At 57.2% G+C, this 14,737-nt stretch carries 12 protein-coding genes and 3 pseudogenes; 6 read left to right on the top strand and 9 right to left on the bottom strand.

Annotation, left to right across the window (positions count from 1 at the left end; translation table 11 throughout):
• Nucleotides 1–446: 446 nt before the first annotated feature.
• From AWB79_RS30330 to AWB79_RS30320, 3 genes are all read right to left on the bottom strand, one after another.
• Entirely contained in the window at nt 447–686 is a 240-nt protein-coding gene (locus AWB79_RS30330) for a hypothetical protein (RefSeq protein ID WP_061171130.1), read from the bottom strand.
• A gap of 482 nt (nt 687–1,168) precedes the next feature.
• Nucleotides 1,169–1,894: an SDR family oxidoreductase gene (locus AWB79_RS30325; RefSeq protein WP_061171129.1), complete on the bottom strand. Its 726-nt coding sequence runs from the start codon at nt 1,892–1,894 to the stop codon at nt 1,169–1,171.
• A gap of 406 nt (nt 1,895–2,300) precedes the next feature.
• A complete protein-coding gene (locus AWB79_RS30320) occupies nt 2,301–3,155 on the bottom strand; it encodes a helix-turn-helix domain-containing protein (protein WP_061171128.1) in 855 nt (284 codons plus the stop codon).
• A gap of 232 nt (nt 3,156–3,387) precedes the next feature.
• On the opposite strand from AWB79_RS30320, the gene AWB79_RS30315 reads away from it, so the two are divergent.
• The 4 genes and pseudogenes from AWB79_RS30315 to AWB79_RS40655 form a co-directional block, all read left to right on the top strand.
• Entirely contained in the window at nt 3,388–4,929 is a 1,542-nt protein-coding gene (locus tag AWB79_RS30315) for a GMC oxidoreductase (RefSeq protein WP_061171127.1), read from the top strand.
• 13 nt (nt 4,930–4,942) lie between these two features.
• Entirely contained in the window at nt 4,943–5,791 is an 849-nt protein-coding gene (gene aroE, locus AWB79_RS30310) for a shikimate dehydrogenase (protein WP_061171141.1), read from the top strand.
• A gap of 140 nt (nt 5,792–5,931) precedes the next feature.
• The gene (locus tag AWB79_RS30305; RefSeq protein ID WP_061171126.1) at nt 5,932–6,957 is read left to right on the top strand and encodes a sterol desaturase family protein; all 1,026 of its coding nucleotides are present in this window, start codon (nt 5,932–5,934) and stop codon (nt 6,955–6,957) included.
• Nucleotides 6,958–7,020: 63 nt separating this feature from the next.
• Nucleotides 7,021–7,266 (top strand): annotated as a pseudogene (locus AWB79_RS40655) (hypothetical protein); the annotation flags it as partial.
• Nucleotides 7,267–7,365: 99 nt separating this feature from the next.
• On the opposite strand, the pseudogene AWB79_RS40205 reads toward AWB79_RS40655, so the two are convergent.
• The 6 genes and pseudogenes from AWB79_RS40205 to AWB79_RS30275 form a co-directional block, all read right to left on the bottom strand.
• Nucleotides 7,366–7,820, bottom strand: a pseudogene (locus tag AWB79_RS40205) (carbohydrate kinase family protein); the annotation flags it as partial.
• 122 nt (nt 7,821–7,942) lie between these two features.
• Nucleotides 7,943–8,815, bottom strand: a complete 873-nt coding sequence (locus AWB79_RS30295; RefSeq protein ID WP_061171124.1) for a sugar phosphate isomerase/epimerase family protein — start codon at nt 8,813–8,815, stop codon at nt 7,943–7,945.
• Nucleotides 8,816–8,946: 131 nt separating this feature from the next.
• Nucleotides 8,947–10,056 (bottom strand): S-(hydroxymethyl)glutathione dehydrogenase/class III alcohol dehydrogenase, encoded by a 1,110-nt coding sequence (locus tag AWB79_RS30290; RefSeq protein ID WP_061171140.1) that lies wholly within the window; start codon nt 10,054–10,056, stop codon nt 8,947–8,949.
• Between the two features lie 59 nt (nt 10,057–10,115).
• Complete coding sequence (locus AWB79_RS30285; protein ID WP_061171123.1) at nt 10,116–11,225, bottom strand: ABC transporter ATP-binding protein; 1,110 nt, start codon at nt 11,223–11,225, stop codon at nt 10,116–10,118.
• A 161-nt stretch (nt 11,226–11,386) separates the two neighbouring features.
• Nucleotides 11,387–12,268 (bottom strand): carbohydrate ABC transporter permease, encoded by an 882-nt coding sequence (locus AWB79_RS30280; protein WP_082862510.1) that lies wholly within the window; start codon nt 12,266–12,268, stop codon nt 11,387–11,389.
• Nucleotides 12,265–13,122, bottom strand: a pseudogene (locus AWB79_RS30275) (carbohydrate ABC transporter permease); the annotation flags it as partial. The pseudogene AWB79_RS30275 and the gene AWB79_RS30280, both read right to left, overlap by 4 nt.
• A 183-nt stretch (nt 13,123–13,305) precedes the next feature.
• On the opposite strand from AWB79_RS30275, the gene AWB79_RS39765 reads away from it, so the two are divergent.
• Nucleotides 13,306–13,584: a hypothetical protein gene (locus tag AWB79_RS39765; RefSeq protein ID WP_157695880.1), complete on the top strand. Its 279-nt coding sequence runs from the start codon at nt 13,306–13,308 to the stop codon at nt 13,582–13,584.
• Nucleotides 13,585–13,701: 117 nt separating this feature from the next.
• The gene (locus AWB79_RS30270; protein WP_061171122.1) at nt 13,702–14,727 is read left to right on the top strand and encodes a sterol desaturase family protein; all 1,026 of its coding nucleotides are present in this window, start codon (nt 13,702–13,704) and stop codon (nt 14,725–14,727) included.
• Nucleotides 14,728–14,737 lie beyond the last annotated feature (10 nt).

The raw sequence follows: 14,737 nt of genomic DNA, 5'->3' as shown, positions 1-14,737 counted from the left end.
CCTGCAGAAGCGCTCAGCGGCGCGCGTCGGAGTGCGGGTCGCCGTCCCACAAAGCTCTGCCCGCAGAGTGTGTGCTGAGAAGAGCGTTAAATAGGCAAGGTTTTGGTCGACCACTCGCAAATGACGACTCCTGTGATCTGCAACTTGACATAACGCAATTTAACGCATTTTCGTTAGGGTTCCTAACCGTACGTCTCTGTGCGTACCAAGGAACCGAGTGCGATATTCGCAGCTTCAATCATCACGGATGTCGGGGTTTGTGCCCCCCGCAATCATCGGAAGCATCGCCGCTAAGATCCGAGCCCTGCGAGTGGCGATCTATTTTCTAGCTAGAACGCGTTTGTTATTGAAGGCGCGCCACGCTTGCCATCGGCGACTGCCGCCCGCTGGCCGCGAACCGCTCCAGGCGCTCGCGCGCTTCCACGTGAACGTAGCGCGGCGCACGCTCAAGCTGGCTGTCTGCCTGCCTGCCGCAGGATGGCCTCGAACATTGGCGCATCGTCGGGTTCGAGCCGCCAAACCTGTTCGCGTTCGGCACGCTGCAAGCACCGTTCGAGCGCTGCCTCGGCGCGCGCATACACCACGACATCAGTGTCACCGTAGCCCGCGTCCTGAACGTGGTACGTTAAATACACGAGCCGCACGAGTTCATTGATCAGATAAGCGTTCCCGGCTTTCCCTTGCAAGCGACCCACGTCAGATGTTGAGCCAACGAGAGCTCATGCGCCGCACTCGCCTGAATTGGCAGGAGCATTGTTTTGCTGAGCGGACCCCGGGCCTTTCGGGCAGATGAACGGACGGATTTTCGGTTCGCGTGGCGCGGAGACATCTGAACAAACGATCGAAGGGTTGTGACTGGTACCAGAAGGAGTGTAGCAGAGCCTTCTGCTCACATTTTCCCAGCGCGAGTTTACGACTCCCACTATGGCCATTCAACGTCGCAGCAAAGGGTATTCGTTCGATCGGTGCAAAATCTGGCGGTCACTTCGACACTACCGTTTCCGCTTCGGATCGTGCGAGGGAGCGACGCGGCTCTCCTGCTTTTGGTCACGAGAGCCGAGTTTGAAAAGCGCGTTTAGTAATGCGGTCTAGCCGCAGGGGCAAACGAATTCGTCACAATGCGAGGACTGGGCACCAATAATCGGCCCCCCCGCTACAGGCGCTTACATTACAAGTCAAAATTCGTCGGCATGATGATCACGTCGCGAATCGTCACGCCGCGTTTGCGCGTCAACATGAACAATGCCACGTCTGCTACCTCGGTCGGATCGATCAGACTTCCGGCTTCCTTAGCCTCCTTCAATTTTTCTTCCGGCCAGTCTGCTAGGAGCGAGCTGACGACAGGACCAGGTGAAACAGATCCGACGCGGATGCCATGCTTGAAAACTTGTCGACGCACAGTTTGAACGAAGCAGTTGATGGCCCACTTGGACGACGCGTAGACAGGTTCCCACGGTGTCGGAAAGTGTGCTGCCAAGGAGCTGGTCACAATGATGTCACCACTCTTGCGTTCGATCATGTGGGGAAGTACGTCATGAACGTTTTTCATGACAACGTTCACATTGAGGTTGAGCATACGATCAATCGCCGTCGTCTCAGCATCGACGAGCTCACCGCCAACATAGATGCCGGCATTAGCATGCAAAATATCGATTTTCCCGACCGTCTCGAGGATCCTGGGAATCATCGACGCACATGCTTTCGCGTCAAGTAGGTCGAGGACAAGCGGGATCGCATTCCCTCCCAGCTTGCTGCACGCAGAAGCCACCGCGGCTTCATCGCGATCAACCAGTATCACTTGCGCACCAGCCGTAAGAAGCGCTTCAGTTGAGGCCAAGCCTATCCCTGAAGCAGCGCCCGTGACCACCGCCACCTTGCCGTGAAGATCTGACATTTCGAGTCTCCTTGTTCTCTGTCGTAGAGGTTGATTTAAGATCTGCCTTGCCGGACCTACCCGGCCCGGTGACAACGCTGTTTCGCATTGAGCGGTCCAACTCGAAACCCTCTTCGTGGACGCATTGCGACAGCGTAGTCACTCCGGTTCGCTCGAGCTGGTTTCAGCGTGTGCCAGTAGCGCGCTGGCTGCGTCGGGCGAAAAACGTCTCGGTGGCTTGGTGGATATGTCACGAGAATAGCCGAGCGACTGGATCGCCGCACGAAGGAAGATGGCGGGAATCCGTCACAACCGCGATGTTCGATTCGCTCGGTTTCTCGTTCCGCGAAGCTTGGCGCGTGTCACCACGAATCGACAGCGAAGCACGGTGACCCGAACCTAGCGGGAGACGGCGACGGAGCGTCGCTCAGAGACAGAAGAGTCGTCGATATTCAGTCGGCGAGCACCCTTTGGTCGCCTTAAATTGTCGGGCGAAGTATGCGGGTTCCGTGTACCCGACTTTTACACCAACCTGCGCGACAGACAGATCGCCTTGAGCAAGAAGCGCACAGGCATGTCCGATGCGCCGCTGAACCACGTATTCGCTCACAGACAGGCGTGTGCTGCGCTTGAACAGCCGCTGTAGCTGACTCGTGCTCAAGTGAGCGAGTTCGGCAAGTCCTTCCAACGAAACCTGCTCGGTGTAATGCTCGTTGAGCCAGTCAAGAACACGATTGAGTCTTACTTTGTCGCGTGACCCGCCTGCGAGCTTGATCTCGCTGGATGCGAGAGACGATCGTTCCGTGTCGCCACACAGTTCGAGCAGTAACTCCAGAAGTCCAAGCCAATGTCTTGCCGGGGGAGCTCCGATCAACGCCTGCAGCCGAGGACGGATTTTGGCGCTCGCGCTCGAGCCGAAAGCGATGCCTCGCCCGGCCTCTTCGAGAAGACCCTGTAGCGGCCTCAACTCCGGTGAGACTTTCACCAAGGACTGGATCCACGGCTCCGTAAACCAGCACACAAGTGCTTGGTGCCGCGGCGCTGTCAGCGTCGCCCTCGACTGCCAGGCGTGTGGCAGATTGGGGCCGAGCATCACAAGATCGCCGTCCCCGTAGTTCTCTACGTGATCGCCCACGAACCGCATCCCAACACTATTGAGCGTCAGCGTGAGTTCGAACTCGGGGTGGTAGTGCCAATTGAAGGGAAACTCGGGAAGTTGCCGATCGAAAAGGAGCCAGGACCGGTCCGGCGGAATCACCACGGTTTCAAGCCAGGGGCGCATGACTAGACTCCTTCACGCATTAAGCCGGACTCAGGATGCGGTAATTGTACAAGAACATGCCGCGGCGGTGACACTCCACGACACCCGTTCGAGCCATCATTCCTCCACAAGCAGAGGAGACAAAGATGGCGACGAGATATCCGAAAACTACAGCCGGCGGGCGTCGGCGTGGTCGAGTTGTGGACCTGAGAGACCTGCCGGTGTGTGATTGCAACGGAAAGGGGCGAGCGTCATGAAAAGCCCCGACGTTGTCATCATTGGTTCCGGCGTGGGCGGCGGTGCAATTGCCCGCCAGCTCGCGCCGACCGGTGCGCGCATCCTAATCCTCGAAAGAGGGCCTCGCCTTCCAGCGGAAGCTGAGAACACGAGTGCAGAGTCGGTGTTTGTGCAACATCGGTACCGTGCCAAGGAGGAGTGGCAAACCGAAACCGGCCGGCGATTTGTTCCTGGGCAATATCACTTCGTCGGCGGCCATACCAAGTTCTACGGCACGGCAATGTTTCGCTTTCGCGAAAGAGATTTCGAGGAAATCAACTTCCGCGATGGAACTTCCCCTGCCTGGCCCTTCGCTTATTCTGAGCTTGAACCGTGGTACACCCAGGCCGAGGAGATTTTCGGCGTTCATGGACGCGCAGGCGACGATCCAACGGAACCCTGGAGGTCTGGGCCATATCCGCACGCACCGATTCCACACGAACCGGTGATTGGCGATTTGGCGCAACGCATGACGGATCTCGGCCTCCGGCCTTTTCATATGCCTTCGGCCGTCGACCTTCATCCCGGTGGCAGTTGCATTCGATGCGGCACGTGCGATGCCTTCCCGTGCCGGATCCGCGCCAAAGGCGATGCGGAAACCAGGCTGATTGACCCTGCCCTTCGATACCCCAATGTGTCGTTGTGGCCGGATTGTCGGGCGACGCGGCTGATTACCGACGTTCACGGAAAAGACATCGTTGGGGTGGAAATACTGCGCAACGGTGCGCTAGAAACCATCCGCGCGCCGCTGTTCGTGCTCAGCGCAGGCGCGATCAACTCAGCCCTGCTGCTCCAACGATCGGCGGACTCGCGAAACCCTGACGGGCTTGCGAACAGCTCGGGCTGTGTCGGTCGCTATTACATGAACCACAACACGACGGGCCTGATGGCGATGATGCCTGGATCAGCGAACGAAACACGTTTTCCCAAGACGCTCAGTGTGAACGACTTCTACTTCGGAACAAGCAGCGACCCCGAGCCGCTCGGGAACCTGCAGATGCTTGGAAAAATCCAGGAGCCGATGATACGAGCGAGCCGCCCGTCGATTCCACGCTGGGTCGGACGGACGATGGCGCGCCATAGCATCGACATGCTGGTGATGTCCGAGGATCTACCGCATGCGCAAAGCACGATCCGCCCGTTGCCCAACAACGGAGTTCAGCTTACGTGGACACGAACAAATCACGCTGCTCATGCGCGATTTGTGGAACAGACCAAGAAGCTATGGCGTCGATTAGGTGCGGTCGCGGTGCTATCGCACCCGTTCGGTGTCGAAACGCCCTCTCATCAATGCGGCACCGTTCGGATGGGGCTGGACCCGGCACATGCCGCGCTCGATCCCTGGTGCCGCGCATACGATCACCCGAACCTCTACGTCGTGGACGCCAGTTTTTTCCCGTCGTCTGCCGCTCTGAACCCTGCGTTGACTGTCGCCGCCCAGGCGCTTCGAGTCGGGGACCATATCGCAAGCGCCTGGTGCGCGACCAGGCGGCAATCCGCTGATTCCACCAATGCCTAGAAAGGAACCCAAAATGGAACATAACTTCCTTCAGCCACTGACCGGTTCGTTCGCCCAACCTGCGGCCGAGAATCCGACTGTCATCATGGTTGAGGCGGCATATCGCCACCTCGGCCTCGACTGGCGATACCTCAATGCTGAGGTGTCCCCCGAGCACCTTGGCGACGCGGTAAGAGGCGCCCGCGCCATGAGTTGGCGCGGCTTCAACTGCTCGATTCCCCACAAGGTGGCAGTGATCCAGTATCTCGACGGGCTCGGAGCGTCCGCCGAAATCATTGGCGCGGTCAATACCGTTGTACGGCGAGCAGACGCGCTAATCGGTGAGAACACCGATGGCAAAGGGTTTGTAAAGGCGTTGGAGGAGATCGCCTCCGCGAGCAATAAATCAATCGTTCTATTCGGGGCGGGCGGGGCCGCACGCGCCGTTGCAGTCGAACTGGCGCTGGCCGGCGCAAAGAAGATCACCGTCGTCAATCGTGGCAAGGAACGCGGCGAAGATCTAGCCAACTTGCTGATTCAGAGAACGAAGGCAGACGCCAACTTCCACTGCTGGGAGGAAACCTACTCGTTGCCTTCCGATACCGACATCGTCATCAATGCGACATCAATCGGTCTATATCCCGACGTCAGCGCTACGCTCGATATCGACCTTGAAAGCCTCAGCAGTCACATGGTCGTGGCGGACGGCATCCCCAACCCTCCCCTCACACAGTTGCTGCGCTCCGCCGAATCTAGAGGATGTCGAATTGCGGATGGACTCGGCATGCTGGTCAATCAAGGGATCATAGCCATCAAATACTGGACCGGTCTGGATGCAGATGCCTCCGTCATGAGGCAGGCACTGCTCGACCTGAAGCTCTAGTCGATTCAAACCTCGCCGATCGCAATAAGCGACATCCGAGGTGGCCATCAAATAAAAGGTCCGCGCGGCCGACTCAGGCGACACTGTGGACTCGCTCGTTGTCGGCACGCGAAACGATTCAATATGCAACAGAGACGGAAATGGACGATTCACTTTACGGTAAGCGAAATAAACGGGGCGACTGGACTCCACATTCTCGGATCGAGGCTATTCCACTGTTCGTTTGGCCGCCCCGGCCGCGCGCCCTCTTTCGTTGGGTCATGGGCGTACCGGGCTACATCTTTCCGTGGAATATCACGTATGCGCTCATCTCTCTTCTTATATGGCTTTACCTGACGCCTTCGGAAGAGACGCTTAAGGTCTTCTCATTCGATTGGTTGGCCTACCTGCTCGCAAGAAACGCAGGATTGCTCTTGCTCGTCTCTGGTGCTTGGCACCTTCGTCTATACGTTCAGCGGCGGCAGAATGATACCTTTAAATTCAACGGCAAGTGGCCGGCTACTGACAACAGCGCGTTTCTCTTCAAGAATCAGGTCGCAGATAATCTGATCTGGGGGTTTGTTTTTGGCGTTCCGATCTGGACCGCCTTCGAGGCATTGGCGCTGTGGGCGTTCGCCAACCACTTTGTTCCCTATGTCGACTGGAAAGCTCACCCCTATTACTGCACTGCGCTATTGCTCGCAATACCGCTGATTCATGATGTTCACTTCTACATCGTGCATCGCGCCCTGCACTGGCCTCCGCTTTACCGTGCGGTCCACAAGTTTCACCACAACAACGTCAACCCGATCCCGTATTCTGGTTTGGCGATGCATCCGGTCGAACATTTCTTCTATTTCACCGGCGTTTTAATCCACTTCGTCGTGCCGTCGCATCCGTTCCACGCTGTCTTCCATTTGATGCACTCTGCGCTGAGCCCCGCTCAGGGACACGCGGGATTCTCGAAAGTGTTGTTCGGCGAACGTCGGGGGATTGATACCGAGTCTTACGGACACTACTTGCATCACAAATATTTCGAATGCAACTATGCCGACGGGATGCTCCCGCTCGACCGTTGGTTCGGAACATTCCATGATGGATCCAAGGAGGCGCAAGAGGCGATGGACAAACGCTTCCTTGCGCGAGCGCAGAAAGAGAACGCTAAGCGCGCGGCCTCTTCAGCGTGACGTCTCAGAAATGTGCCTCCACCGCTATTTCAGCAGCCTTTCGATCTCTTCGAGGCTTGGCGAATGGGCGCCCGAATAACGGCACGCCGCCGCGCCCGCCGCCAGCGCGAACTCAGGGCGGGTCTCGCCGATCTCATCAAGGTGTCTGATGAAGATCTGCACATGCTGTTCAAAGGGCAGTCCGACGCCAACGCACTCGCCGAAATTCGCGCGATGGACCCGAAAGCGACCGTGCTCGTCACACGCGGCTCCGGCACGGCGTCCCTCTACGCGAGTAGCGAGGTCTACGACGCGCGGCCGCCGAGCGTCGTAGCGGCCGTCACGGTCGGCGCGGACGATGCGTCCATCGGCGGCTTGCTTTTCAGTCTCATGGGTCGCCGCGGTGGCTGGCCGGAGCATCTGAAGCCCGCGCAGTTGCGCGGCCAGCTTCGCGAGCGTGCTCCCGAGTGGCTGACGCACCAAGCTTATGCGCCGAAATGTACCCACTTCGCTCGCTCCATCCAGCCCTGTGGCAAATTCGATGGATCGAACGTCAGATCAGCGCCGTTTTCTCCCACGTAGTAGTAGGTCGGCGGCCCCGTCATGTAGACAATGGCCAGCAAAGACGGTCGCTGCGCGCGCTGAATGAAGCGCATGTCGAGCCCTGCCGCGACGCTCGCTTCCCACAGATCGTCGGAGAAATTGTCCGTGCCTACTGAACCTTCGCAGGCAGTCGGCAGGCCGGGCCGCGCAACTGCACGGGCGACGTTCCAACCCGCACCGTCGGGACGCGAGAGCCAACTCGAGACATCCGTTCGGATTATGTTCGTCAGGATGTGACCGGCAGAAATGAATTGCGGGAAAGTGGTTTGTTCGGTCCCCATCGGCTTCATCATCACCGTGGGTCGGAGCGAGCGCGCTTAGCACTGCGCAGCGCGCGCTCATTGAAAGGATCGTGTTCTTGGTGATGGGACGTTTTACTTGCTGTGTTGGCGGTCGTCTGAAGTCAAGGAGCAATACCACACGCTAGATTCGTGCTCTCCGCGGCGACGCCCTCATCCCACAACTTTCGAATCGCGTCTCGCATCTGCAACGCCTCCTGCCATCGATCCGTCGTGTCGTTGCCATCCCGTCCGATAATTGCGTACGGCTGCGGACCGAGTTCGCATACGAACGAGCAACTTTCGTTCGGTCCTGCTCGCCGACGCCAAGACGCGAAACCGTACCGCCACCAGTCGGAGAAAAGGTCGACCCAAACCTGATGTGCTGGAAAAGAGATTTCGATCTGGACCTGTTCGCGGCTTGCTACTCGCCCGTGGAACGCCCACGAATGATCCAAGATACGGTGAATTAAGCCGTGGTTTTCATCGCTCACCGGCATGACAAACTCGCGACCAACCAAATAGTGCGACAGGTCTGCAAGCAATTGGGTGTTCGGACGTTTGTCTAAAAGGTCCAGCGTGTAATAGAGGTCAGTGGTCAGACGGTCACGATGCGTCTCGATGTAGACAGGGAAGTCGACCTGCTCGGCGAGCTTTCTCCAGCCGTCTAGCAATGCGACCCCTTCCGCAAGGGTGCGCGGTCGAACATCGGGTTGAAGGTCAAGATGATGGACGCCGAATTCGGACGCCAGTTCCAGAATCGGTTTTAGGTCGTCGACGGACTTCGGGAAGCACTGCCCCTCAACCGCCATGCCCAAGGGCTTCACAAGACTGTCGAGCGCTCGAACCTGATCGCGCGACGTGTACGACGCACTAACGCCATCAAAGCCGGCATTTGAAATCATGTCGATGTTTTCGGCCAACGAGCGTTCCACTCCATCGGTATGTCGGCGCTCCATAGCCCACAGGGACTGGAGAACAAGAAGCTTTTGAGTCATTGGAGGTTTCTCGAAAAAAATTGCGTCGCGTTGGTGCAACGCGCAGAGCGCGACCACAGGTCACGCTCTGCATGCGCTTAGCGATAATTGAGTTTGGGACTCGCGCTCGTATCGAGCGACTTATCTGATCCTCAATACTGAACGACGGTGCGAATCGACTTGCCCTGGTGCATGAGGTCGAAGGCCTCGTTAATGCGATCGAGGGGCATAGTGTGCGTGACGAACGGTGCCAACTGAATATCGCCCTTCATTGCGTCTTCTACCATGCCGGGTAACTGGCTGCGTCCCTTCACGCCACCGAATGCGGTGCCTTTCCAACTCCGGCCAGTCACTAGCTGGAAGGGGCGCGTAGAAATCTCCTGGCCCGCGCCCGCAACTCCGATGATGATCGATTGTCCCCAGCCGCGATGCGCGCATTCGAGGGCTGCGCGCATGACATTAACGTTGCCGATGCATTCGAAGCTGTGATCTACACCCCAGCCCGTCATCTCGACGATAACCTGCTGGATCGGCTTATCGTGATCTGACGGATTGATGCAATCCGTCGCGCCAAATGCGCGCGCAAGCTCGAACTTGGCCGGATTCATGTCGATGGCAATGATCTTTCCCGCCTTCGCCTGACGCGCACCTTGAATGACCGCGAGGCCAATGCCACCGAGTCCAAAGACGGCTACCGAGTCTCCCGGCTGCACCTTCGCCGTATTATGAACGGCACCGATCCCGGTCGTCACGCCACAACCTAGCAAGCACACGTGCTCGTGGTTGGCGGCCGGGTTGATCTTGGCGAGGGAAACCTCAGGAACGACCGTGTACTCGCTGAAGGTCGAGCATCCCATGTAGTGGTACACAGGCTTTCCTTCAAACGAGAACCGTGTCGTACCATCAGGCATGAGCCCCTTGCCTTGAGTTGCACGCACCGCGACGCACAAATTCGTCTTTCCCGACTTGCAAAACAGGCACTCACCGCACTCCGCGGTGTAGAGAGGGATGACGTGATCGTCCGGTTTGAGGCTTGTCACACCTTCGCCGACTTCAACGACAATACCAGCCCCCTCGTGACCCAGCACGGCTGGAAACAACCCTTCCGGATCGTCGCCGGACAGTGTGAATGCGTCCGTGTGACATACGCCAGTGTGGGTAATACGCACGAGCACTTCGCCCTTCCTCGGCGGTGCGACATCAATCTCGACGACTTCAAGCGGCTTTCCAGGTGCGAATGCAACAGCAGCGCGTGATTTCATAAAGTTCCTCAAGATTCCTTGGTCAAGGTGTTCATTGGTTGTTGAAGTCGCTCACTAGATCAGGCAGCCATTGCGTAGGTGCCAAGGCGTTTGCGCGCTACGCCAGCGCAGTCAAACACGTGGCAATGATCGGGGCCAATTTCAAGACGAACCTCCGTGCCATGCTTGTAGCGCTCCAGCGGAGGGATGCGGGCGATCAAACCATCGGGCGCCGCCGGACTTTCCGCGTAGAGGTAAGCTGCGTCTCCCAAAGATTCCAACGCAGTCACCCTTGCTGACAGGCCGTCCGACACCAAGCGTAGATGAAGATGCTCGGGACGTACACCGAGCGTGACCTTATCTCCCGGCTGCAGGTCGCCAGCGTCGACCGCTGCGCGCTGACGCTCGCCGCTGGTCAACTTGATCACGATCCCGTCCGCGTCAACCGATTGGACCGTCCCTTCGAGGAAGTTCATCTTGGGCGACCCGATAAAGCCCGCGACAAAACGATTTGCCGGAGCGTGATAGAGTTCCTCCGGCGTTCCGACCTGCTCGATATTTCCTGCTGAGAGTACAACGATCTTGTCCGCGAGCGTCATTGCTTCGACCTGATCGTGCGTGACATAGATCATCGTCGTTTTAAGTTCATCGTGAAGGCGAGCGAACTCAAGACGCATTTTTACTCGTAAGGCTGCATCCAGATTCGACAGAGGCTCGTCGAACAGAAAGACTTTCGGCTTTCTCGTAATCGCGCGGCCGATGGCAACACGCTGACGTTGACCGCCTGACAGGTGCTTGGGCTTGCGATCAAGCAAATGATCAATGTGCAAGATCTTTGCTGCGTTCCTCACGGCAGCGTCGATCTCGGCTTTCGAACTGCCCGCGAGTTTCAAGCCGAATGCCATGTTGTCGTAGAGCGACATATGCGGGTAGAGCGCGTACGACTGGAACACCATTGCGATGCCGCGCTTGGCGGGAGGTACCTCGTTGACGCGAACGCCGTCGATCATCACGTCACCGCCGCTGATCTCCTCAAGTCCCGCGATCATTCGCATGAGTGTTGATTTTCCACATCCGCTTGGACCGACGAAGACCACGAACTCGCCATCGTCGATGTCAAGATTGATGTCCCGCATCACTTCATGCTCTTCGTAGCGTTTAACGACATTGCGCAGATTCAAACCAGCCATGACGTGTCTCCTACTCTTCTTGAATATCTGGGTTCGGCGCAGCCGCGCCAACTCTGATCACTGCTTCTCTCAAAAGGCCTTGGCGGGCCGCGCATCGGATACGATGACGGCTTTGATGGAAGGTCAGGCAGTGCTCTGTTGTTGATAAGTTCGGTTGTGGACTACTTCACGGCCCCGAATGTAAGTCCGCGAACCAGTTGCTTCTGCGACAACCACCCCAAGATCATGATCGGACCCACCGCCAGCAATGACGCTGCTGACAACTTGGCCCAAAACAGCCCCTCAGGACTTGAGTACGACGCGATGAAAACGGTCAACGGAGCGGCATTCGAACTCGAGAGGTTGATGCTCCAAAACGCTTCGTTCCAGGACAGAATCACGAGCAGCAGTGACGTGGAGGCGAGCCCGGGGACCGACATGGGCATGAGCAAGTGAACGATCTCTTGCCAGGTCGAGGCGCCATCGATACGTCCGGCCTCAAGAATGTCGCGCGGAATCTCTGCGAAGTAGGTGAACGACATCCAGACCGCGATCGGAAGGTTGATCAGCGCGTAGACAATGACGAGACCGCTTACCGAATCTAGCAGCCCCGTGTTCTTCCACAACAAATAGATGGGCACGAGCACGCCTACCGAGGGCATCATCTTGGTCGATAACATCCACAACAGCACTTTTTGGGTGCGCTTGGTCGGGAAAAATGCCATCGAATACGCACACGGTACCGCGAGAATCAAACAGACTACCGTGACGCCCACCGCAATTTGAATCGAGTTCCAGGCAAATGCGAAATAGTTGCCTCGAGCAAGGACCTCTTTAAAGCTCTCCAGCGTAGGCGTGAAGAAGAGCGAAGAGGTATAGGCCTGTTGTTCAGTCTTGAATGCGGTGATTGTCATCCAGAAGATGGGAAAGAACAGTAGCAGCGCGATTACCCACGCTGCGGCCCCTGGAGTGATCCGCTGAATCACCGAAAAGATGGAGGTGGTCGACGTGGTCGCCACCGTCCGCTGCGGCGGAATAGTTGCAGTTGTCGTGACGTCGCTCATTTTTCGTACTCTCCTTTCAGATTCTTCGAAAGCATGCGAACAAGGAAGATCGACACAATGTTGGCCAGCACGACCGCGAGAATGCCACCGGCCGACGCGAGACCGACGTCAAATTGCTGAAGTCCAAGCGCATAGATCAGGTATGAGAGATTCGTTGTCGCTGTGCCTGGGCCGCCGCCCGTGGTCGTATAGATCTCAGCGAAGATCGACAGCAAGAAGATCGTTTCCATCATCACCACCACGGATATGGCCCGCTTCAAGTGCGGAAGCGTGATGAAGAAAAACATCGCAAAAGGTCCAGCACCGTCGATACGTGCCGCTTCTTTTTGCTCCTGATCGAGCGACTGTATCGCCGTGAACAGGATAAGAAAGGCGAACGGCAACCACTGCCATGCGACGATCACTGTCACCGCTGTCAGCGGATAATCGGCGAACCAGTCGACCGGCTGTAACCCAATGGCGCGCAAGCCCTGGGCAATGAGTCCATACACGGGATGCAAGATCATGTTCTTCCAGATCAACGCGCTTACCGTGGGCATGACGAAGAACGGCGCAATGACCAGCAATCGAGCTACGCCCTGCCCGTAGAATTTACGGTCAAAGAGAACGGACATGAGAACGCCACCGATAACAGTGATGGCGAGAACCGACACGATCAGTTGCAGTGTGTGTCCAATCGACGGCAAAAACGACGGATCGGTGGCGAGGAACTTGAAGTTGTCGAAGCCCGCAAACCCACTTACGTCTGGGTTGAGGAGGTTGTATCTGGAAAACGAGAACCAGATCGTCATCGCGAGCGGAATCGCCATCCACAATACGAGTAGCCCGACTGAAGGCATCGTGAGCCAATGCGCCGACGACGCGCCCTTTTGATCTAAACCTTCGGATTTCGGCGCCTGTATGGCGACGGAAGTTGCTGCCTGTTGCATGAACTGTCTCCTCAAGGTCTCAGGCGCGTACCTCGTTTGTTTGGCCTGATTGTTCAAACATGGCTGAAGAGCCCTCCGCGATGACCGCCAGCGTGAAGTTGAGCGGCCGTGGTCGAACCTCGACGTGTCCTCCTTTCTTCTCGTGCCGAAATTCCACCCAAGAGCGTCGAACTAAGCATCTGTGCCGCTGCCAACTTTGTCGGCGGCGTTCTTCTTTTGGTGTGGTTTGCATTCTTCACAGACGCTATGCGCGCGGCAAGCGGTCGCTTGGCGGCTTTCCGCCAATTCTTTGGCATGGGTGGGCATGAATCGGCATGTTCAACGGTCCACGATGGCGATCAGGACTCGGCATTCCAGTTGGCAGGTTTCCGCCAAGAATTCGAGTGAATTAGCGTGCCGCTTCCCCTATCTTTCGATCGTGGAGATCAGGCACGGCCCCGAGCAAACGAGAGGGGTTTGGCTTCGACATCCAAGCACTCCAACCCATCGTAGGAACACATTCAAATGGACGACTCAGTCTTTGGAAAGCGCGATAAGCGCGGCGATTGGAAACCGCTCGAAGCGATCGAATACCCGCCTGTCTTTGTATGGCCGGCCCGACCGATCGCATTCGCGAAATGGCTTGCGGGTTTTCCCGGATATTTGCTTCCGTGGAATGCTCTGTACGCGGTCGCGTCGATCATCGTTTGGCTCTATCTGACGCCCTCGATGGAAACGATGCGGACGTTTTCCGCCGGGTGGATCAGCTACCTGCTGGGCCGAAACGCTGTGCTCGTGTTGCTGGTCTATGGAGCATGGCATCTGCGACTGTATGTGCAGAAGCGCCAGGGCAACACCTTCAAATTCAATGCCCGGTGGCCCGCGACCGACAACAGCGCGTTTCTGTTCAAAAACCAGCTTGCTGACAATTTGATCTGGACCTTCGCGAGTGGCGTGCCTATTTGGACGGCATTCGAGGCTTTCTCGCTCTGGTGCTTCGCCAACCACTACGTCCCGTACGTCGATTGGAACACGCACCCGTACTACTGCGTGGCGATGATGCTCGTGATTCCCTTGATGCGTGACTTGCACTTCTACATCGTGCATCGGATCCTGCATTGGCCGCCGTTCTATCGCTGGATTCACTCACTCCACCACAACAATGTGAATCCGATGCCGTGGTCGGGTCTCGCCATGCATCCGGTTGAACATTTCTTTTACTACACCGGCGTGCTGATTCACCTGGTCATCCCATCACATCCGCTCCACGCCGTGTTCCACCTGATCCATTCGTCTTTTGGACCAGCACAAGGACATGCAGGCTTCTCGAAGCTCGTGGTCTGCGAAAACACGGCGATCAATACCGATTGTTACGCCCATTACCTCCATCACAAGTACTTCGAGTGCAACTACGCCGATGGCGTGATTCCCCTCGACAAGTGGTTCGGCACTTTCCACGACGGATCCAAGGAAGCTCAGAAAGCAATGGACGAGCGCTTCCTCGCGAGAGCGGCAAAAGAGAACGCCAAGCACGCGAAGCAAGCGTCCTAACGCCTTCAAG

The organism is Caballeronia hypogeia, assembly GCF_001544875.2.
In the GTDB taxonomy this organism is placed as follows: Bacteria; Pseudomonadota; Gammaproteobacteria; order Burkholderiales; family Burkholderiaceae; genus Caballeronia; species Caballeronia hypogeia.
This window is presented reverse-complemented; position numbering and strand designations above follow the sequence as displayed.